The 18,475-nt window shown below is 47.5% G+C and carries 16 protein-coding genes, 1 riboswitch and 1 other annotated feature; of the genes, 8 read left to right on the top strand and 8 right to left on the bottom strand.

Annotated elements, in window-relative coordinates; all coding sequences use genetic code 11:
- Positions 1–78: 78 nt before the first annotated feature.
- Together P400_RS0101125 and P400_RS0101130 are read right to left on the bottom strand one after the other, a co-directional pair.
- Positions 79–2,544: a CoA-disulfide reductase gene (locus P400_RS0101125; protein WP_026824491.1), complete on the bottom strand. Its 2,466-nt coding sequence runs from the start codon at positions 2,542–2,544 to the stop codon at positions 79–81.
- On the bottom strand, positions 2,541–2,846 hold the full coding sequence (locus tag P400_RS0101130; protein WP_026824492.1) for a rhodanese-like domain-containing protein: 306 nt from the start codon (positions 2,844–2,846) through the stop codon (positions 2,541–2,543). The genes P400_RS0101125 and P400_RS0101130 overlap by 4 nt, the downstream gene beginning before the upstream one ends.
- Positions 2,847–3,122: 276 nt before the next feature.
- Here P400_RS0101130 and P400_RS0101140 point away from each other — a divergent pair, with 276 nt between their 5' ends.
- From P400_RS0101140 to P400_RS0101150, 3 genes are all read left to right on the top strand, one after another.
- Positions 3,123–3,389 carry a metal-sensitive transcriptional regulator gene (locus P400_RS0101140; protein WP_026824493.1) on the top strand — a complete coding sequence of 89 codons (267 nt, stop codon included), beginning with the start codon at positions 3,123–3,125 and terminating at the stop codon, positions 3,387–3,389.
- 67 nt (positions 3,390–3,456) lie between these two features.
- Entirely contained in the window at positions 3,457–3,888 is a 432-nt protein-coding gene (locus P400_RS0101145; RefSeq protein ID WP_026824494.1) for a type III secretion system chaperone family protein, read from the top strand.
- Between the two features lie 89 nt (positions 3,889–3,977).
- Positions 3,978–4,925, top strand: a complete 948-nt coding sequence (locus P400_RS0101150; protein WP_026824495.1) for a DUF4003 family protein — start codon at positions 3,978–3,980, stop codon at positions 4,923–4,925.
- A gap of 1 nt (position 4,926) precedes the next feature.
- Here P400_RS0101150 and P400_RS0101155 read toward each other — a convergent pair whose 3' ends face one another.
- From P400_RS0101155 to P400_RS0101170, 4 genes are all read right to left on the bottom strand, one after another.
- Positions 4,927–5,646: a YwiC-like family protein gene (locus tag P400_RS0101155; RefSeq protein WP_026824496.1), complete on the bottom strand. Its 720-nt coding sequence runs from the start codon at positions 5,644–5,646 to the stop codon at positions 4,927–4,929.
- A 103-nt stretch (positions 5,647–5,749) separates the two neighbouring features.
- Positions 5,750–6,382 carry a YitT family protein gene (locus tag P400_RS0101160; protein WP_026824497.1) on the bottom strand — a complete coding sequence of 211 codons (633 nt, stop codon included), beginning with the start codon at positions 6,380–6,382 and terminating at the stop codon, positions 5,750–5,752.
- Positions 6,383–6,630: 248 nt separating this feature from the next.
- Positions 6,631–8,754 (bottom strand): MMPL family transporter, encoded by a 2,124-nt coding sequence (locus P400_RS0101165; RefSeq protein WP_026824498.1) that lies wholly within the window; start codon positions 8,752–8,754, stop codon positions 6,631–6,633.
- Between the two features lie 91 nt (positions 8,755–8,845).
- A complete protein-coding gene (locus tag P400_RS0101170) occupies positions 8,846–9,646 on the bottom strand; it encodes a hypothetical protein (RefSeq protein WP_026824499.1) in 801 nt (266 codons plus the stop codon).
- A 130-nt stretch (positions 9,647–9,776) separates the two neighbouring features.
- Here P400_RS0101170 and P400_RS15435 point away from each other — a divergent pair, with 130 nt between their 5' ends.
- A complete protein-coding gene (locus P400_RS15435; protein WP_084483550.1) occupies positions 9,777–9,941 on the top strand; it encodes a YycC family protein in 165 nt (54 codons plus the stop codon).
- Positions 9,942–9,955: 14 nt separating this feature from the next.
- Here P400_RS15435 and pulA read toward each other — a convergent pair whose 3' ends face one another.
- Positions 9,956–11,953 carry a type I pullulanase gene (gene pulA, locus P400_RS0101180; RefSeq protein ID WP_026824500.1) on the bottom strand — a complete coding sequence of 666 codons (1,998 nt, stop codon included), beginning with the start codon at positions 11,951–11,953 and terminating at the stop codon, positions 9,956–9,958.
- 68 nt (positions 11,954–12,021) lie between these two features.
- Between pulA and P400_RS0101185 the strand changes: the two genes are divergently transcribed.
- Together P400_RS0101185 and P400_RS0101190 are read left to right on the top strand one after the other, a co-directional pair.
- Positions 12,022–12,513, top strand: coding sequence for a YajQ family cyclic di-GMP-binding protein (locus P400_RS0101185; protein WP_026824501.1), 492 nt, complete (start codon positions 12,022–12,024; stop codon positions 12,511–12,513).
- Positions 12,510–13,088 (top strand): metallophosphoesterase family protein, encoded by a 579-nt coding sequence (locus P400_RS0101190; protein ID WP_026824502.1) that lies wholly within the window; start codon positions 12,510–12,512, stop codon positions 13,086–13,088. Before P400_RS0101185 ends, P400_RS0101190 begins: the two co-directional genes overlap by 4 nt.
- A 44-nt stretch (positions 13,089–13,132) precedes the next feature.
- Here the strand turns inward: P400_RS0101190 and argS are convergent, their stop codons facing one another.
- Positions 13,133–14,815, bottom strand: a complete 1,683-nt coding sequence (gene argS, locus P400_RS0101195) for an arginine--tRNA ligase (RefSeq protein WP_026824503.1) — start codon at positions 14,813–14,815, stop codon at positions 13,133–13,135.
- A 58-nt stretch (positions 14,816–14,873) separates the two neighbouring features.
- Positions 14,874–15,085 (bottom strand) — a binding site (T-box leader).
- 154 nt (positions 15,086–15,239) lie between these two features.
- Here argS and P400_RS0101200 point away from each other — a divergent pair.
- Positions 15,240–16,919, top strand: a complete 1,680-nt coding sequence (locus tag P400_RS0101200; protein ID WP_026824504.1) for a GGDEF domain-containing protein — start codon at positions 15,240–15,242, stop codon at positions 16,917–16,919.
- A 98-nt stretch (positions 16,920–17,017) separates the two neighbouring features.
- Positions 17,018–17,113: riboswitch (SAM riboswitch) on the top strand.
- 64 nt (positions 17,114–17,177) lie between these two features.
- Complete coding sequence (locus tag P400_RS0101205) at positions 17,178–18,464, top strand: Na+/H+ antiporter NhaC family protein (protein WP_034771272.1); 1,287 nt, start codon at positions 17,178–17,180, stop codon at positions 18,462–18,464.
- The last annotated feature ends 11 nt before the right edge of the window (positions 18,465–18,475 follow it).

The raw sequence follows: 18,475 nt of genomic DNA on the forward strand, positions 1-18,475 counted from the left end.
TATTTGACCAAATCGAATCTTGCGAAAAAAAACGAATCAGATTGCTCATCGCAACCCGATTCGTTAAATATTTCATATTTAGATAAAGAGGTTCAAGTTGCCGTCTTCTGCTGCGCCAAGATATGCCGCAACACCACCAAGGTCGACCCCCTCGATCAACTCTTCTTCTTTAATGCCCATGACATCCATCGACATCGTGCAGGCTACCATTCTCACACCTGCTTCTTGCGCTGACTTGATCATCTCTTCGACAGAAGGGACGTTCTTGTCACTCATGACTTTTTTCATCATTTTTTGACCGACACCACCGAAGTTCATGTTCGAGAGCGGAAGTTCGCCGGCATGTCCTGGCATCATCATACCGAACATTTTTTCAAGGCCTTGTTTCTTCACTTCCGGTGCGTCCGGTTTGCGAATGACATTGAGTCCCCAGAATGTGAAGAACATCGTCACGTCTTTACCCATCGCTGCAGCACCTTGCGCAATGATGAGGGATGCGAGCGCACGGTCAAGGTCTCCACTGAAGACGACCATTGACGCACCGTCTTTTGTTGGAGCGCCCGCCTGCGGAGCAGCCGGACCTTGTCCTTTTTGAAGGATGGCTTCGACTCGTCCGTTAACAAATTGTTTCGAGACGAGCTTATTGCCTGTCTTCTTCGCCCACGCTTCGATATCAGCGAAGAATCCTGGATCACTTGCGAGTACGCGGAGCGTTTCGCCTTCTCCGAGGTCTGCGACTTTCTTATTCACTTCCAGAATTGGTCCCGGGCATTGTAGACCACACGTGTCTAAAATAACCGCTTCACCGATTGGTGCATTCGTCATCTGTGCTGACTCCTCCTCTACAACAGTTGCTGCAGTTTCATTTGATGTGTTCTCCTCTTCAAGCGCCTCGAAATCACGATTGATTTGTGACCACGTTTTGTAGCCACCGCTCAAGTTCTTCACTTTGAATCCGTTTTGACGCAAGATTCGTGATGCGAGATATCCACGAAGACCGACTTGGCACGTTACATAAATTGTTTCATTCCGGTCATAGTTGTCTAAGTTTTCACGTAATGAATTCAATGGAACGTTGATTGATCCTGGAATCTTCCCAAGTTCATGTTCTGATTCGTCACGCACGTCAAGCAATGTCGCTCCATTTTTCACGAGCTCATCGATTTCATCCCAATGTACGACTTCGTTGTCGCCGAGCACGACGTTCGAAGCGACATAGCCGATCATATTGACCGGATCTTTCGCTGAACTGAATGGTGGAGCGTAACTGAGTTCGAGATCCGGAAGGTCAAGAACTGTCAAACCACCTTTCATCGCTGTGGCAAGGACATCGATACGTTTGTCGACTCCATTGATGCCGACACCTTGCGCACCGTAAATCTCACCCGTTGTCGGGTGGAACAAGAGTTTGAGCGAAACTGGTGTCGATCCTGGATAGTACCCTGCGTGCGAACCCGGGTGCACGTGGACGGCTTCATAAGTCTTACGAGCCGCTTTCAAACGTTTTTCGTTCCATCCTGTCGATGCGACCGTCATATCAAACACTTTGGCAATTCCTGTTCCCATCGTTCCGTTGTATTTAACGTCACGACCATTAATGATATCCGCCACAAGACGTCCTTGACGGTTCGCTGGCCATGCGAGTGGTACAACGGTTGGTTCTTGGAAGACATAGTCGAGTACTTCGACGGCATCTCCGATTGCATAAATATTTTGATCTGATGTGAGCATTTTTTCGTTGACACGAATCGCGCCGCGCGTACCTGTCTCAAGGCCCGCTTCCCGTGCAATCGTCGATTCAGGGATGACACCGATTGACATGATGACCATATCCGTATCGATGACGCGACCGCTTGTCAAATGTACTTTCTTCCCTTTTTCAGAGAATGAAGAAACACCGTCTGATAATTGAAGTTCGACACCGTGAAGGCGCATGTGTTCATGAATTGGAGCGACCATCTCGCGGTCAAGTGGCGTCATGACTTGGTCTGCCATCTCGACGAGTGTGACGTCAACGCCGCGCTCACGTAAGTTTTCCGCCATCTCAATCCCTATGAAGCCCCCACCGATTACTGTCGCGTGTTTCGGTGCTTTGTCATCAACATAGCTACGAATTTTATCCGTGTCCGGGATGTTACGTAGTGTGAAAATATCTTCTGCTTCATCGATTCCAGGAATGTTCGGACGAATCGGTTTCGCCCCCGGTGATAAAATGAGTACATCATATGACTCATCATACGTTTCACCGGTTTGGACGTGTTTCACCGTCACCGTTTTTTCGTCACGGTTGATTTTTGTCACTTCCGTCAAGTTGCGGATATCGAGTTGGAAACGTTTGTTCATTCCTTCAACTGTTTGAACGAGCAATTTTTGACGATCTTGAATGACGTCTCCGATGTAGTATGGAAGACCACAGTTTGCGAATGAAATATACTCCCCACGGTCGAACATGACAATTTGGTTTTCTTCATTTAAACGACGGAGACGTGCTGCTGCAGATGCACCACCTGCTACTCCACCAACGATTACGATTTTTTTACTCATTGTCCATTTCCTCCTCTGACGACTTCTCCTGGCCAACTCATCAAGCCATCTTCTATATTGACCACTTTATAGCCTTTTGCCTCCATTTGCCAAGTTGCTTGCGTGCTACGTGCACCAGAGCGGCAAAGAACGACATATTCTTCAGCAGGATCGAGTGTATCAATCCAAGTGGTGATTTCTGATAACGGATAGTTTTTTGCACCTTCGATATGACCTTCTTCAAACTCGTCACGTTCACGTACGTCGACGATGTTTACAGGCACTTCAAAGTCCATCTGACGTTTTAAAGCGGATGCTTTCATAACTGATCTACCTTTCCTTTTCGATTCAATCTATACCATTCGGCTTGGTAGCTGGCGTCCAACAAGTTTGTGATTTGTTGAACATTTCGCTTCCACGTCATTAATATACCCCCTTAGGTATTCAAATGCAAGAAATAAGTTTGACGAAATGTAGAATTTTTCTTCATTGCTCATTCGGACAGTTGATGCTCGACACATACTCCCCCATGTATTAAGATGAGCCTACACAATAAATAGTTGGGTAACTGAACAATTTTTACTATAGAGGTGAATGATATGGAACCGTATGTATACGATGCAAAAGTATTGAATCGCATGAAACGCGTGGAAGGACAAATTCGCGCCATCATCCGTATGATGGAAGAAGGGAAAGAGTGTCGCGATGTCGTGACGCAATTAAGTGCCGCACGTTCCGCACTCGATCGCGCTTCGACAATCATCGTGGCTAAGAATTTAGAGCAGTGCATCATCACAGCTCAGGAAGATGGTGAAGATACGTCAGAAACGGTAGAAGAAGCCATTAAAATGTTGATGAAACGCTAGTTCCCCTTGCTTTCCCTGTTCAAATGGGGGAAAGTTAGAGTAACGACTTACTAAGGGGGATTTCCTTGTGAACTTCGAAGAAAAAGTAGAATCATTTAAAGCGCTCGCCGCTGAACGCAATATGACGTTCAAAGAGAGCGACACTGAAACGCACGTCACGTTTTTGACGCGTGAAACAACAAAATCCGGGGCTCAGCCCGTTATGATTATCGCTTTTAACAAAAAGACGACAGACGCTGAGTTGTACGCTGCGACCGTCACGCACGTCCCAGACTATGTAGAAGATTTACCGATTCTCAATGCCTTGAACGAGTTCAACCAGGAGTTCAAATACTTCCGCTGCGTACTCGACAGCGATCGTGATGTCACACTCGCATCTACACTCGACCTCGACCTCGGTTTCTCACCAGAGATTATCTTGCAACATTCATTCATGATGTTCCAAGCGGCCGATGAAGTGAACGAGTACATGCAAAAATTGTATACACAAGTACAATAATGAAAAGCCGCCCGGAATTTTTCCGTGGCGGCTTTTTTGAAACATCTTTCTACTCCATCTCGTATGGTTGACCAAGGAGGCGATTCGACATGACACGTTATGAACGATATGTAGAGGCACTAGATGCCATCAAAGAAGCGACGAAATGGGAACTGACAGATGACTTCCGGCGCTTGATGGCTATTCATTACGCGATTCACGATACCCCGTTCGATGCATCACGATTTTCAGACGCACGTGATACATTGAAACAAAAAACAAAGATATTCTCAAAGTTCAGAGGTAGCCAAAACCTCGTGTGGCTTTCGTTTCTCGACGCTAAGTACGAAGACATCGGAACTGCGATCGATGAGGCGCTCCGACTTGATACATTGCTCGACCGTAAACACTTCCGCTTCAGTTCATTGCGTCCTTTTTTAGCGAATCAACTGATCAATGTAGATCACCCTGAGCAAAGACTCGATGAGGCGACGGACCTGTACCAAACGTTTAAGCAACATCATCCCTGGTTGACGAGTGAGGAAGACTTGTTATCAGCACTCGTACTCGTTCAAGCGTTTGACGACATCATCGATTTAAATGAACGTATCGAGCAGCACTATACATTATTGAAAGACCGACTTCCGAAGTCAAACGAACTGCAACTCGTCTCTCATTTACTGACATTCAGCGACTCTTCTCCAGAAGAAGCGGTGTCACGATTGCTCACTTGGAAGTCGCACTTAGAGGAAGTAGAAGTATCCATCCGTCGTGAACACTTGCCTGCGCTCGCCCTACTTAGCATCGTGACAGAGCCGAACATGGATTCCATACACGCCGTAAAAGAAATTGTGGATGTGGAAAAAGACAAGCAGCGCTGGTTCAATACACATAGCGTGCTCGTCGCTCTTCAACTTGTGGCAGCCGACCACATCACTACTGGAGAAGCGAACGATTTATTGCTTCACGGCACATTCGCTCACCTGCTCGCGATGCAACAAGCGATGACGGCTGCCACGACTGCCGCAGTCATTGCCAGTACCACGTCCACGAACTAAATTAGACGAGGTACGTCGCGAGACACGTCAGTACAAATACAGAATTCGCAATCTCCACGATCCCAATCTTCATGATTGGGACTTTTTTTCCGTAAAACCAAATAGCACGAATCAGGCTTGGTGCGTAAGCTAATACGAGCAGAGGATAACCCAGTACAATGAACACGATGATCAGTAGTATATGATACCCCCACGAAAGGTTCCGATAACTAATGCTCTTCTTTTCCCGAATCATCGTCTTGACGAAAAAGATACTCCCGAAGAAATATAAGTATGATAAGACAAACACCCATATCATCGTCTCATCCAAGACGCGTGCCCCAAGATAATAGCTCGCCATCCCGCCGATACAGAACGAAGTAACAGCACTAGCGTCGTTCCATACGTTTCGTTCATCTTTGATTTTGGCAAAGTAAGCGTTCACGAGACCAAATGGGATCATCGCAACGGCGAACCAGATGAGACGCCACTCCACGAGAAATACTGGCACGATAGCTACGATAGCAATGATGAGATACATCATTACCGTGCGTAAGAGGTCACGCGACTTCTTGCGCTGTTTTATGTATTGGAATAAGAAAAATGTACCCATGTAAACAAATAGCCATGCGATTGCAAAAGGTATGTGTGCCCATGTCCATCCTCCGACCATTCCTCCGAGAACGAACGGTAAAATGAGCATCGACCATGCCCCATGTTGATTTGGAATCATCCATTTCATCACCTATCACTCCTTCATCCTTCAGTGTATTAGACGGTGAAGGCATAAGCTATGAGATTTGACACAAATAGCGAAAAAGAAAAATATGAACCAAAAAACGATCTCACGCGAGATCGTTTTTTGGTGTCCAATTTGGTACGACAGGTGTCGCTTGGAGCTCGTCGACGACGAGCATCTTTGTGACGACCCGCCCGGCGATTGACACCGCGACGAGCGTATACAATGCGCTCGATAATGGTAAATAGATGAGTGAAATCCCAAGGACGATCACATCAAAGATAATCAAAATCGTGCCGACCGACACGCCTGTCCATTTCGATAAGCCAATGGCGAATAAATCGTCGCCTCCGGTAGCTCCACCTGACTTCAAGACGAGACCGAGACCATATCCGGTCAAAATCCCACTCGCGATGGCAGCGAATAACGTCGCCGGCCATACTTGAATATCAAACGTGAGCAAATCGAGACGGTCCCACATCGCATAACTGAGCGATAAGGACGAAGCGGCTAATACCGCCTGCCCGACAAAACGCCATCCTTTCCACCATAACGCGATGATAAAAAATGGGATGTCGAGCACGATCATCGAAATCGCCGGGTCGATATCAAATAAATAACGACCGAGTAGCGATAATCCGACGAACCCACCTTCCGCCAAACCAAACTGTTCATTCAAATAATAATAACCGAACGCCATGATTAGCGTTCCGAGCACTATGGTAGCAACTCGTTTCATTCCGATTGTCCTCCCCGTTCTTGACGGAGAGGAGGATCCTCAGTCGTAGCCGCGGTTCCATCTGTTCCATCTCCGATCTTCCGTTTGTTGATTGATACACGTGATTGTGATCCTTCAACGCTAGAAGTCCGGAAGTTGGAACAGAGGCCATGTCCTCTCGGTATCCATAAAGACCTTCCTTTCTCAAATTGCGCGTAATCTTGTACACAGTTTACCACACATTTTGATTTAGTTGCTGAATGTTACCTTTAGTGCATGTTACGTTTCGGTAAATCTTTCTTCCCGAACCACCACCAGTTCCAATCCCCGAACAGTTTCATGAGGGACGGAACGAGCAGGATCCGGATGATGGTCGCATCAATGAAGATGGCGAGCGCAATCCCGACTCCGAGCTGTTTGATTGGACTGACGCCTGTGAAGGCGAACGCACCTGTGACAACAATCATAATGATGGCTGCCGAGGTAATGATTTTACTCGTTTTCGCCAGTCCCATCTCCGTCGCGTAGTCATTGTCACCCGTCTCCCGGTAATATTCTTCGATTCGTGAAACGAGAAACACCTCGTAGTCCATCGACAACCCAAAGACGAGCGAGAAGATAAAGACCGGAGTCAAAATACCGATTGTCTCGGCGTCATACACATAGCCCGACTCAAAGATGATGACGAGCAGTCCGAACGTCGCCCCTAGACCGAGCACGTTCATGAGAATCGCTTTGATCGGAATCAAGATAGAACGGAACGCCCACATGAGGATGAAGAATGTCGCCAAGATGACAGTGATGACCGCATAGGGGATACTGTCATAAATTTCGTCGTAAATCTCTTCATTGAAGGCTGCCGGTCCACCGACTTCGAACCCTTGATTTCGCCAATCGCGTACGAATGCTTGCGCTTCTTTGTCGCTCGGAGGTACATCAAAGCTCACGTTGACGAGTGCCAAATCCGTATTCCCGTCAAGTGTGACGAGGCGTTCAAGCGGAGCGAGTTGTTCAGGTGCCGCCAGGGCGAGTTGCGTAAACGTCTCCGGTGTTAACCCCGATGTCGTCAGGAAAGTCGAGACGTTATCGACGATGTCGACTTCATTCAACTCATCCGTGAGACTCGTCAATTCCTCTAAAATCATCGGATTGGTCAAATCGTTCGCTTCGAACAGAATGACCGCATCGGTCGAATTATCCCCAAACACATCGTCCCATCGCTCGAGCGCAGCTCGTGATTCGTATGAGGTCGGGAGAGCGTCGGCATCTGGTATGTTCAACTCTAAATCGCGAACGAACCAAAGGCTCGGTAGCAATAACAACAATGCAACGAGTGTCATCGTCACGGGACGCTTCATCACGAAGCGGGCAAGCTTTTGCCAACGCTTTTCAGAACGGGTCTCATCAGACTTGATGATCCGTCCTTTATTCAAGGCATCACCGACTAAGTAAAGAGATGACGGCAAGAGTGTCAGTGCCGATAACACCGCCCCTGCAACCGCAATGAGTGCACCGAGTGCGATTGCCTGAAAAACGTCGACCTGGATGAACAATAGGCCGGCCAATCCGACAAATACACAAAGTCCCGAGAAGAGAATCGACCGACCGGCCGTCGCAACGGTCCGTATGATGGCCTCTTCTCTCGATTGTTCACGCGCCAATTCTTCACGATACCGATTGACGAGTAACAGTGAGAAATCAATCCCGAGCGCGATGGCAATCATCGCCACAGCATTCAGGACAAAGATGGATAATTCCATGTTTTGTGCAAAAAAGAATAGCGATCCCGCCGCCACAATGAATGTAATCAACCCGACGAGTAACGGCATGAGCGCTGCGAGTGGTGTGCCAAAAACGAGCAACAACACAACAAGCGCAACCGGAATCCCGATCAACTCTGCCCGAATTAAGTCATTTTTTGAAGCCTCATTCAAATCGTCCGCAAATACGGGTTCTCCCGTCAAGCGGACTTCGGTATCCGAGTTCGCAATGAGTGCGTCACGGACCGTATCTATCGACGCCTCTGCCGCTTCGTAATCTTCGAATTCCAGCACGAAATAGGATACGTCTCCTGACCGGGCGTCTGGGTTCTCTGCCGGTGTGATCACCCCGTCAATCTTTGGAATCGCTTCAAAGCGTTCCTGTTGTTCGTCCATAATCGCATCTAGGTCTCCACCTTCGAATAAGACGATCATGGATGCCCCTGCCCGATCAAATCGTTCATTCAATGTATCTTCCACTTGTTGGAACCGTCCGTCTTGAATCGCAAAACCGTTTCCTTTTAATTCACTCGGAAGCTGCAATCCAAAATAAACTGACCCCGCAATTAAAATTGCCCAAACGAGTAGCATCCCATATCGAAAGCGAATTAACTGCCTACCCAACCATTCCATCCTTGTCACTCCTCCCTCTCTAACCATTTACTTCCCGTTTCTCTCTCCATTCATCATCACTTCACAAAAAAATCCTGAACCCGTGCTCGGTTCAGGAGCTTTGTCGTTCAAAAACTTGAAGCCAACTATGACAAAATCTTGGTGGTGCAGATAAGACGACGAGACGATCGCCTCGGTCGTCTAATAGCATAACCTTCAATAATTGATTGTCCGCACACACGCTTGAACAAAATAGCTCTTTATCCCGGTGAAATAGCTGAAACGACTCCGTCGATGTGATGGCCGTCGTTTCTCCGACTTGATCGAGAATGACCGTGTCACGGTCTCCTTGGTAGGGAATGCGCCAGTTTTCATTCGTTATCACATTTTCAACTAAAAAATGATGAGTTCGTTCATCGAACAGGGTCACGCATGTTTCAGGTGTGAATCGTTCGAAATCATACGTCCCTTGATAGGCCAGCTCGATGATGTCCCCGAACATCGGGACTTCCTCGTAACGACTATACCGAAACGTATGATCGTCAAGGTTCAAAGCCACGACATCCGATTCGGCTGAATATAAGAAGATGTCATTACCTTGCCAATGGTGCAGATTGCTAAACCAATCTCCGTTGAATCTTTGTGGAATCGCATGTGTCTCCATCGTTCCTCGTTGTAAATCAATGACTCCATAAAATCCTCTTTCTTGAAACCAAGCTACGGCACGCGTCGTGTTCGGCTCCACATATAGGGCGCACGGTGTCCATATCCAGTCAATCTCCCAGCGAATTTGAGACGACTCGTCAAAGAACAAAAAGCCAGTTTGCGCCAAGTACAACATCCAACCTTCACCGACACGTTCTAACCATTCGATTGTTTGATGAAATTGAAAGTCTGCTGTTTGTTTGTACATTTGATCACTTCCTAATTTCAGCTTAGCAACGACCGAAACGAAATTCGATTTTGAATGTGTTCGTTCAACACATTTCTTATTTTCCTGTATACTGACGGTATAGATTTATGGTTTAGAAAGGAGAATTCCAATGCGTCCATTACAATTATCGCCAGAGACCGCTGTTGAGCTTGCGAAAAAATTAAACGTCCCGCTCGAAGAACTGATGCATATGCCGAAGCACATCCTCGTCCAAAAAATGATGCAACTCGAATCATCTCAATCAGAGGGAGACACACCAAAGGAGACGGATTAACGTCTCCTTTTTGATTACTGCTCTTTACGTTTCCGCTTCTTCGATACATACCAGAGACCGCCGATCACGGCGAGTGCAGCACCACCGGCCACAGCGTATTTGCTGTAATCCGGGCGACGCTCGGTCACGACAAGTGTCGAAAGGGGTGCCACCGTCATGTGGCGTTCTTCGACTTGGCGCGGTGCCGTCAGATTGACGGTATGGTCTTCTACGTTCACCTCAAACTTACCAGACGGGAGTTTGACCTCGACCGCCTCTTCAAGCCCGTTATGATACACGATGTGTCTTTCTACGTAACCCTCTACATGGCGACTCAATTCAAACGCAATCACGCCTTCTTCTTCATCGAAGAAACGTAAATGTTTACGAATCTGTTCCGTGTTCTCGAGGCGGAAGAGCGGATATTGCTTCCGCAGACGCAAGAGGCCTTTGACATATTCTACACTTGGCGCTTCTTGTTCCGCTCGTGTCCAGTCCACACGGTTGACGACTTCACCTGAGTTAAAGCTGTTCTCATCCCCGTCTTTTGTCCGGAAGAACTCCTGGCCACTATGGAGGAACGGAATCCCTTGTCCAAGAAGCACAATCGATGTCGCTAAGCGATGACGACGACGACGTGTCGTCTCATCATCTTCTGGATTCGTCACAGACAGCTTGTCCCAAAGTGTCAAATTATCATGACATTCCACATAGTTGACGACCTGGTTCGGCTCATCGGCGAAACTTTGGCTCGTGATTCCACCAGCAATCCCTCGTTTCACGTCTGCTGTCATGTCCGTGTTTCCACTCACCCAGCCCGGCAAGTCTTCGATGAAGACGTCTCCTCGGACACCGTCTCGAATCCCGTCATTGAACTGGGCAATCCGCGGCATTTTGTGCGCATTATGTTGGTTCGCTTTTTTACGGACTGGAAGGGGCGTATCCAAATCCCAACCTTCCCCGATGACAAGGATTGATGGGTCGACGCGGTCGAGCGCCTTTCGAATCTGATTCATCGTCTTGACGTCATGTAGTCCCATCAAATCAAAACGGAACCCGTCAATCATGAATTCTTTGGCCCAGTACGTGACACACTCGACCATGAGCTTACGCATCATCGCGCGCTCGGATGCCGTATCGTTCCCGCATGCCGAACCATCTGCTAGTGTCCCGTCTTCGTTTAATCGGTAGTAGTAGTCAGGGACGAATTGACCGAGCGGCGGCGTCAACGCATCGTACGTATGGTTAAATACGACATCCATGATGACACGAATACCCCGGTCATGGAGAGATTGAATCAACGCTTTCAGTTCAACGATTCGCGTTGCCGGATCGTCTGCCGTTGAAGCATAGGAGCCTTCGACCGCGAAATAATGTACCGGGTCATATCCCCAGTTGTAGTTATTTTCGCTTTCACGTGATTCATTCACTGACCCATAGTCAAAGAATGGCATCAATTGGAGATGCGTGATTCCGAGCGATGTGATGTAATCGAGACCGGTCGGATAACCGCTCGTTGTCGTCGTACCCGTCTCGGTCATGCCTAAGAATTTCCCACGATGCGTAGCCCCACTCTCCGGGTGACTCGTCAAATCACGTACGTGTGCTTCGTAAATGACCGCTTCTTGTGAAGAATTGAATAGCGGACGTTCTTTGATCCAATGGTCTGGGTTCAAAGAGGTCGGGTCGAGAAGACATCCTCGTTTCCCATTCACTCCGACGACTTTCGCATAAGGATCGAGCGATTCAACTTTCTTTCCATCAATCATTGCTTCAAATACATAAAATTGACCTTCGCATAAGGCACGATCGAGTTCAATGACCCACGTCCCTTTCTCGGCCGGTTCTAGTTCAAGTCGTTCAAACTTTCGGGCACGTGCTGTACGGTATAGCTTGACCGACATCTGTTCCGCGACCGGAGACCAGACACGTAGTCGAATCTGTTCTCCTTTGAACGTCACCCCTAGGTCTTTCCCGTGATAGGCAACGTGATCTAAGTCTGCATGTGTATGTTGATCCATTGTACGTTCCATCTCTTCACTCCTTCACTGCTTCAAATCTGCTATCATTATAACAAAACCACACAAAGGATGGATGAAACATGGCAAAAGACAATTCTTTCGATATCGTGTCAGAAATGAATCTTGAAGAAGTAAAGAACGCAATCCAAATCGCGGAAAAGGAAATTTTAAACCGTTATGACTTCAAAGGCTCAAAAAGTGAGATGTCCCTCGACAATGGCGACCTCGTCCTCATCTCGGATGACGACTATAAACTCGAGCAATTAAAAGACGTTTTGATCACGAAATTGATCAAACGCGGTGTCCCGACAAAAAACCTCGACTATCAAAAAGTAGAGCACGCACTCGGCGGCACGGTCCGTCAACGCGTGAAATTGAAGAGCGGCATCGATAAAGATGACGCAAAAAAAATCAACAACGCCATCAAAGAATCAAAATTAAAAGTAAAATCACAAATTCAAGACGACCAAATCCGAGTGACGGGGAAATCGCGTGATGACCTCCAGGCCGTCATGCAACTCGTGCGTGAGCTCGAGTTGTCCGTCGATGCCCAATTCACGAACTTCCGATGAAACTCGCCATCATCAGTGATCCGCACGGTTCGTTTGATGATTTAAAGGCTGTTCTCGAGCATGTTCATCACGAAACGGAGCACGTTCTCTGTCTCGGCGACCTATATGAGTGCCATATTGGGAAGAAACGACGCCACGAGCGGTTTCATCATGGCGAAGACGTTGTGACGTACTACCCAAATTATGAAGCGTTACTGACCTTCCCAAGTCTACGGGGTAATCAGGAGGAGCGAATCGACGAGGTACTCGTCATCGACCATCCTGTGAAAACACGAATTTCCTTGTTACCCGAACAGACGACTCTTGGAGAGGCACGCTTTTTACATGGGCATCAAGTCAAATGGAACGAGGACTGGGAACCGATCGTCGAGAAAGGGACATACCCGCTCGTCTTCATCGGACACAGTCACATTCCGGGTATTTATCGAAAAGGTAAATCTCTTCCATGGGAAATCGGGACACCGTTTCACTTGAAGAAAAAACGATATATTATCAACGTCGGCGCCGTCATCTTTGACCGGGAATGGTGTCTATATGACACGGAAGCCCGAACGGTGACACGGATGAAAGTGTGAGCATAGGAAAAGGACCTCAATTTTTTGAGGTCCTTTCGTCTGTCTTACATTTCTCCTGGAGCTTCGACACCGAGTAAACGGAGTCCCTCCGTCAAGACGAGCGTCACGGCTTTGACGAGAGCGAGACGTGATTGTTTGCCCGCATCGTCTTCTAGGACGCGGACATGGCCGTAATACTTGTTGAACGCTTGTGCGAGGTCAAGTACGTAACGGCTGATGATGGATGGTTCGCGGCGTTCATGAGCACGAGTGATGACGTGCGGGAACGCGTTGAGCATCGTGACGACATTCCATGAGTGGTCATCGTCTGCACCGGCGAACGGTGAGCCATCATAGTTTCCTTTACGAAGGAGTGAGTTGGCACGGGCATTCGTATATTGGACGTAAGGTCCTGTCTCGCCTTCAAACTTGAGCATGCTGTCGAGGTCGAATTCAATGTTGTTGATGCGTTCATTCTTTAAGTCGTGGAAGACGACTGCACCAACACCGACCATACGGGCAACGTCTTGTGCGTTCGCAAGGTCTGGGTTCTTCTGTTCGATGTTCCCTTGTGCCTTTTCAATCGCTTCTTTCAAGACTTCTTCAAGAAGAACGATGCGTCCTTTACGTGTCGACATCTTCTTCCCTTCCTGCAAAATCAAGCCAAACGGTACGTGATGCATTCCATCTACGAAGTCGTATCCAAGCTTACGAAGGACAGAGAAAAGTTGTTTGAAATGGAGCGCCTGTTCGCCACCAACGACATAATTCGCTTGAACGAAGTTGTACGTCTCGTAGCGATAAATGGCCGCTGCCAAGTCACGAGTCGCGTACAATGTTGCGCCATCTTTCTTCTTAATCAAGCATGGTGGCAAGTTCTCGTCTTCGAGTGAGACGACCATTGCGCCTTCACTTTCGACCAATAGATTTTTCGCTTCGAGCATCTCGACGACGCGTCCCATCTTATCGTTATAGAACGCTTCACCGTTGAAACTCTCGAACTTCACACCGAGGAGGTCGTATACTTTTTGGAATTCTTTGAGTGACTCGTCACGGAACCATTGCCAAAGTTCTGTCGCTTCCGCATTGCCATCTTCGAGTTTTTTGAACCAGGCACGACCCTCATCTTCGAGTTCCGGTTGTGTCTTCACCTCTTCATGGAAATGGACATATAACTTCAAGAGTTCTGCAATCGGGTTGGCACGAACCGCTTCTTCATCGCCCCATTTCTTGTATGCGACCATCAGTTTTCCGAACTGTGTACCCCAGTCTCCAAGATGGTTGACACCGACGACGTCATATCCGTTTTTACGTGCGATTTGGTTGATCGCATTCCCGATTACTGTCGAACGTAAATGCCCCATCGAGAACGGTTTCGCAATATTCGGTGATGAAAAGTCTGTCACAATCGTTTCATTGCGCGTCGCATGTGTTGCATAATCCGACTTCTCATCGAGCACCGTATTAATAATTTCTTTTGAAACGACATCACGGCTTAAGAAGACGTTGACGTAAGGTCCCGCCGCCTCGACTTTCGTGAACAATTCATCGTTTAATTCATTCGCGATATCTGTCGCAATCATGACAGGTGCTTTCCGGTAAGCTTTCGCCAATTGGAAACATGGGAAGGCGAGGTCACCGTGCGCCTCGTGTTTCGGCTTTTCAATCAGTGCTTCAATTTGGTCAATCGTAAGTTCTTCTCCGATGACACGTGATAACGCTTCTGCGTACTTGCGTTCATAACTCATTTGTATGTCCTCCTTCTTTTATTGCAGCTCATAAAAAAAACGCCCTTTGCAATAGATGCAAAGAGACGGGAATTCCCGCGGTACCACTCTTCTTGCCTGCATGATGCAGACCGCTTTATGGTGATAACGGTTCCCTCCGGCTACGCCTACTCTCATTTCGGATAGCATCTCAAAAGTGCGCTTCGCGACGTTTGTCAGCCCGGGCTCTCACCAATCCCCGAATCGCTTTGTTGACCAAATCGTCGTTACTCTCTTTTTCATCGACATTCGTCTATGCGGTTGAAAAGCAACTTCATTATAGAGGATATTCCCTGTATACTCAATGCTAGAATTCAATCATGATAGAAGAGAAGCAGGACTCTCACGAAATCCTGACGAATCTTTACTATTATATCTCGAAATTCCCCAAGCTAGGAGGGAACATATGAACCACTTTCGCAAGATGTCCGTGCTCGGCTGGAGTATATGGAGCGTTTTATTCCTCTTCACCATCGGATTATTTGCATTGGATATCCTGCACGCCCCGACCATCGATCCGTTGTCGTTTATTTTAATCTCATTACTCGTCATCATTTTTCAACTCGACTCAATCGAAGTCAAAGGTGTGTACTTCACATTTTCTGAGAGTATCGTCTTAATCTTATTTTTATTTTTTGGATTTGAAACGGCACTCATCGTCAACCAAATTGGATTGTTTATTTTTCAATTTGCCAATCTGAAACCAAAAGTCGCCATTCGTCGATTCCGTTTCACTTATCCTTGGAACGCCATTACAGCTTATTTAGAAATTGTTATTCCGGCAGCTGTCTATCTCGCCATCGGTGGCGAGACCGGACTTGACTTTTATTCACAGGAATCTTTTGTTCCACTCGCCGGACTGTTTCTTGCAATTTTCTTAAACACCGTGTTCCAAAAATATCAGGTGAAATGGTGGTTCCGTGTCGACATCGCCTTGAGTGACTTTATGAAGATTGCATTTTATACGTACGTCGTCAGTTTGATCTTCATTTTAGCGGCGGCGTTGTTCCGAGAGACCAATCTACTTGTCGTCAGTAGCATCGCGGCTGCCTTAACATTCTTTATTAAGCGGCTCCTCATTCAAAAAGAGCGGCAAGATGCATTCAAATCGTTGATCGAACAATACGATGAAGCAAAAGAAGCCGTCTCCTTGTCACAGAGTGAGGCGCAAGCCATCGAAGTTTTTTTAAGTCAGTGTGAACAATTGAATCACTACGATGAAGGATATGTCGAGTTCAGATTGTTCGATCGTATACTCTACTTTGATTTGAAGACACGTCAACCAATCGATCGACCAGTCGTATACGCACTACTCGACATCAGTCAACCGAATGACCCCGTCCTCGACTATGAGATGCGATTTGAATGGGATGCCTCACTTTCCGATGCTTTCCATAATGACTATCATAGCTTCGTCTCTGTCCGCTCGGAAGAAATAGAAGGAATTCGTACATGGATTGTCATGACCGGCGAGCCGGTTTATGGATATCCAAAAATCATTCAGCAGGAAATCATCAAACTCTTAAAGTCGTTCAATCGGACCATCAGTCGGTGTCATGAACGAGACCGTCTCTATACCGAGAGCCGGACGGATAGTTTGACGCTTCTCGCAAATGCACGCGCATTTTATGAATATGGGATTCAACAAATATCCGATATTTCGATGTATCCGATTTCGGTCGCCATGCTCGATATTGATTTCTTCAAAAAAATCAATGATACGTATGGACATCAAGTCGGTGACCACGTGTTACAAGAATTCGGGCGACGAATTCGACAAGTACTTCGTACAGATGATTTTGCCGCACGATATGGCGGTGAAGAATTCATTTTACTCCTCAACCAGTGTGATATGACCCAAGCGATTGAAGTCGCAGAGCGCATTCGTCACCAAATCGAAGCAAAACCATTTTGTGTCGACCAACACGAAATTTCTGTGACCACGTCGATTGGAGTCGATACGATTGAAGCGTTCGGGAATAAGCGTCTAGATGATACGATTCGAAACGCAGACCGCGCGCTGTATGTCGGCGGAAAATATGCGGGTCGCAACCGCGTGGCGCACTTCAACAATTTAACGACGTAAACTCCCCTTTCTCACATCGAATTGGGGAGTTTTTAAGTTGACAAGCGGATTCGAAACAGGTACGTTAAGGAACGTGTTTGATAATGGAATAGACTAACTTTTTATCGAGAGAGACGGAGGGACTGGCCCTATGAAGTCTCGGCAGCGGGTAACCTGTGCCAAATCCAGCGGGCGTATTGCTCGAAAGATGAAAAGGGTATTTCGCACGAAGGACCTTTTTCTCAGAAAAGGGTCCTTTTTATTTTTAGTGAGGTGATTATTTTGGAACAACCAACAGCAAACAAATGGGCACTCTTGCCGTTACTCGTCTTCTTACTCTTCTTCATCGGAGCGGGTGTCTATTACGGGGACTTTTATAAGTTTCCGGTCCTCGTTGCGGCCATCATCGCCTTGATGGTTGCAGCATTCATGACAAAAGGAAATGCTACCCAAACCGTCGAACGCATCGCTCAAGGAGCCGGCAATCCGGGAATCATCATTATGATTTTTATCTTCTTACTGGCCGGCGCATTTTCAACCGTCGCTGAATCAATCGGCGCCATCGATGCAACGGTCAACGCTGCGTTGACTCTCTTACCACCATCGCTTCTTTTAAGCGGGCTCTTCGTCATTGCCGCTTTCATCTCCATGGCGATGGGAACGTCGACCGGGACGATTGCTGCACTTGCACCAATCGCTCTCGGTATACATGAAGAGAGTGGTGTCAACGTCGCCATCGCTGCGGCAGCGGTCGTCGGGGGTGCGATGTTCGGGGATAACCTCTCGTTCATCTCAGATACGACCATCGCTGCTGTGCGGACACAACGGACGAATATGCGTGATAAGTTCCGAACGAACTTCTGGATTGTGTTACCGGCCGCAATCATCACGACCATTTTACTCGCCGTCTTATCGAACGGTGAATCGACTGTCGATGTCGCTGCATTTGAGTGGTATAAACTGATTCCGTATCTCGCGGTGATCGGACTAGCGTTAACAGGACTGAACGTCATTCTCGTTTTGTTAGGTGGGATTACGCTCACGGGTATCATTGGTCTACTTGACGGAAGCTTATCTGTGACAGCGTTTGTGACAGCCATTGCGGACGGAATGATCGGCATGGCCGAAATCTCGTTCTTGACGTTACTCATGGGCGGACTTGTCGGACTCATTTCACATAACGGCGGTCTCGCATATTTACGTGATGCCTTGACGTCACGCATCCAAAAACGGGCCGGTGCTGAATGGAGTATCGCCGGTCTTGTCAGTGCGACAAACGTGGCGACGGCGAACAACACGATTTCGATTCTCGTAGCCGGACCGCTTGCAGCGAACATCGCAGACGAATATGACATCGAACGGAAAAAGTCTGCTAGCGTGCTCGACATCTTCTCGTGCGGCGTACAAGGGATTCTCCCATACGGAGCACAACTCCTCATTGCCGCAGAGTTGACGGAGACGGCATCGCCTGACCTCGTCCCGTTCATGTTCTATCCGTTCCTCCTCTTTATTTGCGGAGGGATTGCCATTGCTTTCAACTTCCCGCGCTTTAAAAAACAGTCATAAGCGAAAACACC

The sequence above is a fragment of the Exiguobacterium marinum DSM 16307 genome (assembly GCF_000620845.1).
Taxonomy (GTDB): domain Bacteria; phylum Bacillota; class Bacilli; order Exiguobacteriales; family Exiguobacteriaceae; genus Exiguobacterium; species Exiguobacterium marinum.

What these genes read in the sequence shown, in the direction of transcription:
- P400_RS0101125 (WP_026824491.1), bottom strand. Translation starts at nt 2,544, where the DNA reads ATGAGTAAAAAAATCGTAATCGTTGGTGGAGTAGCAGGTGGTGCATCT.
- P400_RS0101130 (WP_026824492.1), bottom strand. Translation starts at nt 2,846, where the DNA reads ATGAAAGCATCCGCTTTAAAACGTCAGATGGACTTTGAAGTGCCTGTA.
- P400_RS0101140 (WP_026824493.1), top strand. Translation starts at nt 3,123, where the DNA reads ATGGAACCGTATGTATACGATGCAAAAGTATTGAATCGCATGAAACGC.
- P400_RS0101150 (WP_026824495.1), top strand. Translation starts at nt 3,978, where the DNA reads ATGACACGTTATGAACGATATGTAGAGGCACTAGATGCCATCAAAGAA.
- P400_RS0101155 (WP_026824496.1), bottom strand. Translation starts at nt 5,646, where the DNA reads ATGAAATGGATGATTCCAAATCAACATGGGGCATGGTCGATGCTCATT.
- P400_RS0101160 (WP_026824497.1), bottom strand. Translation starts at nt 6,382, where the DNA reads ATGAAACGAGTTGCTACCATAGTGCTCGGAACGCTAATCATGGCGTTC.
- P400_RS0101165 (WP_026824498.1), bottom strand. Translation starts at nt 8,754, where the DNA reads ATGGAATGGTTGGGTAGGCAGTTAATTCGCTTTCGATATGGGATGCTA.
- P400_RS0101170 (WP_026824499.1), bottom strand. Translation starts at nt 9,646, where the DNA reads ATGTACAAACAAACAGCAGACTTTCAATTTCATCAAACAATCGAATGG.
- P400_RS15435 (WP_084483550.1), top strand. Translation starts at nt 9,777, where the DNA reads ATGCGTCCATTACAATTATCGCCAGAGACCGCTGTTGAGCTTGCGAAA.
- pulA (WP_026824500.1), bottom strand. Translation starts at nt 11,953, where the DNA reads ATGGAACGTACAATGGATCAACATACACATGCAGACTTAGATCACGTT.
- P400_RS0101185 (WP_026824501.1), top strand. Translation starts at nt 12,022, where the DNA reads ATGGCAAAAGACAATTCTTTCGATATCGTGTCAGAAATGAATCTTGAA.
- P400_RS0101190 (WP_026824502.1), top strand. Translation starts at nt 12,510, where the DNA reads ATGAAACTCGCCATCATCAGTGATCCGCACGGTTCGTTTGATGATTTA.
- argS (WP_026824503.1), bottom strand. Translation starts at nt 14,815, where the DNA reads ATGAGTTATGAACGCAAGTACGCAGAAGCGTTATCACGTGTCATCGGA.
- P400_RS0101200 (WP_026824504.1), top strand. Translation starts at nt 15,240, where the DNA reads ATGAACCACTTTCGCAAGATGTCCGTGCTCGGCTGGAGTATATGGAGC.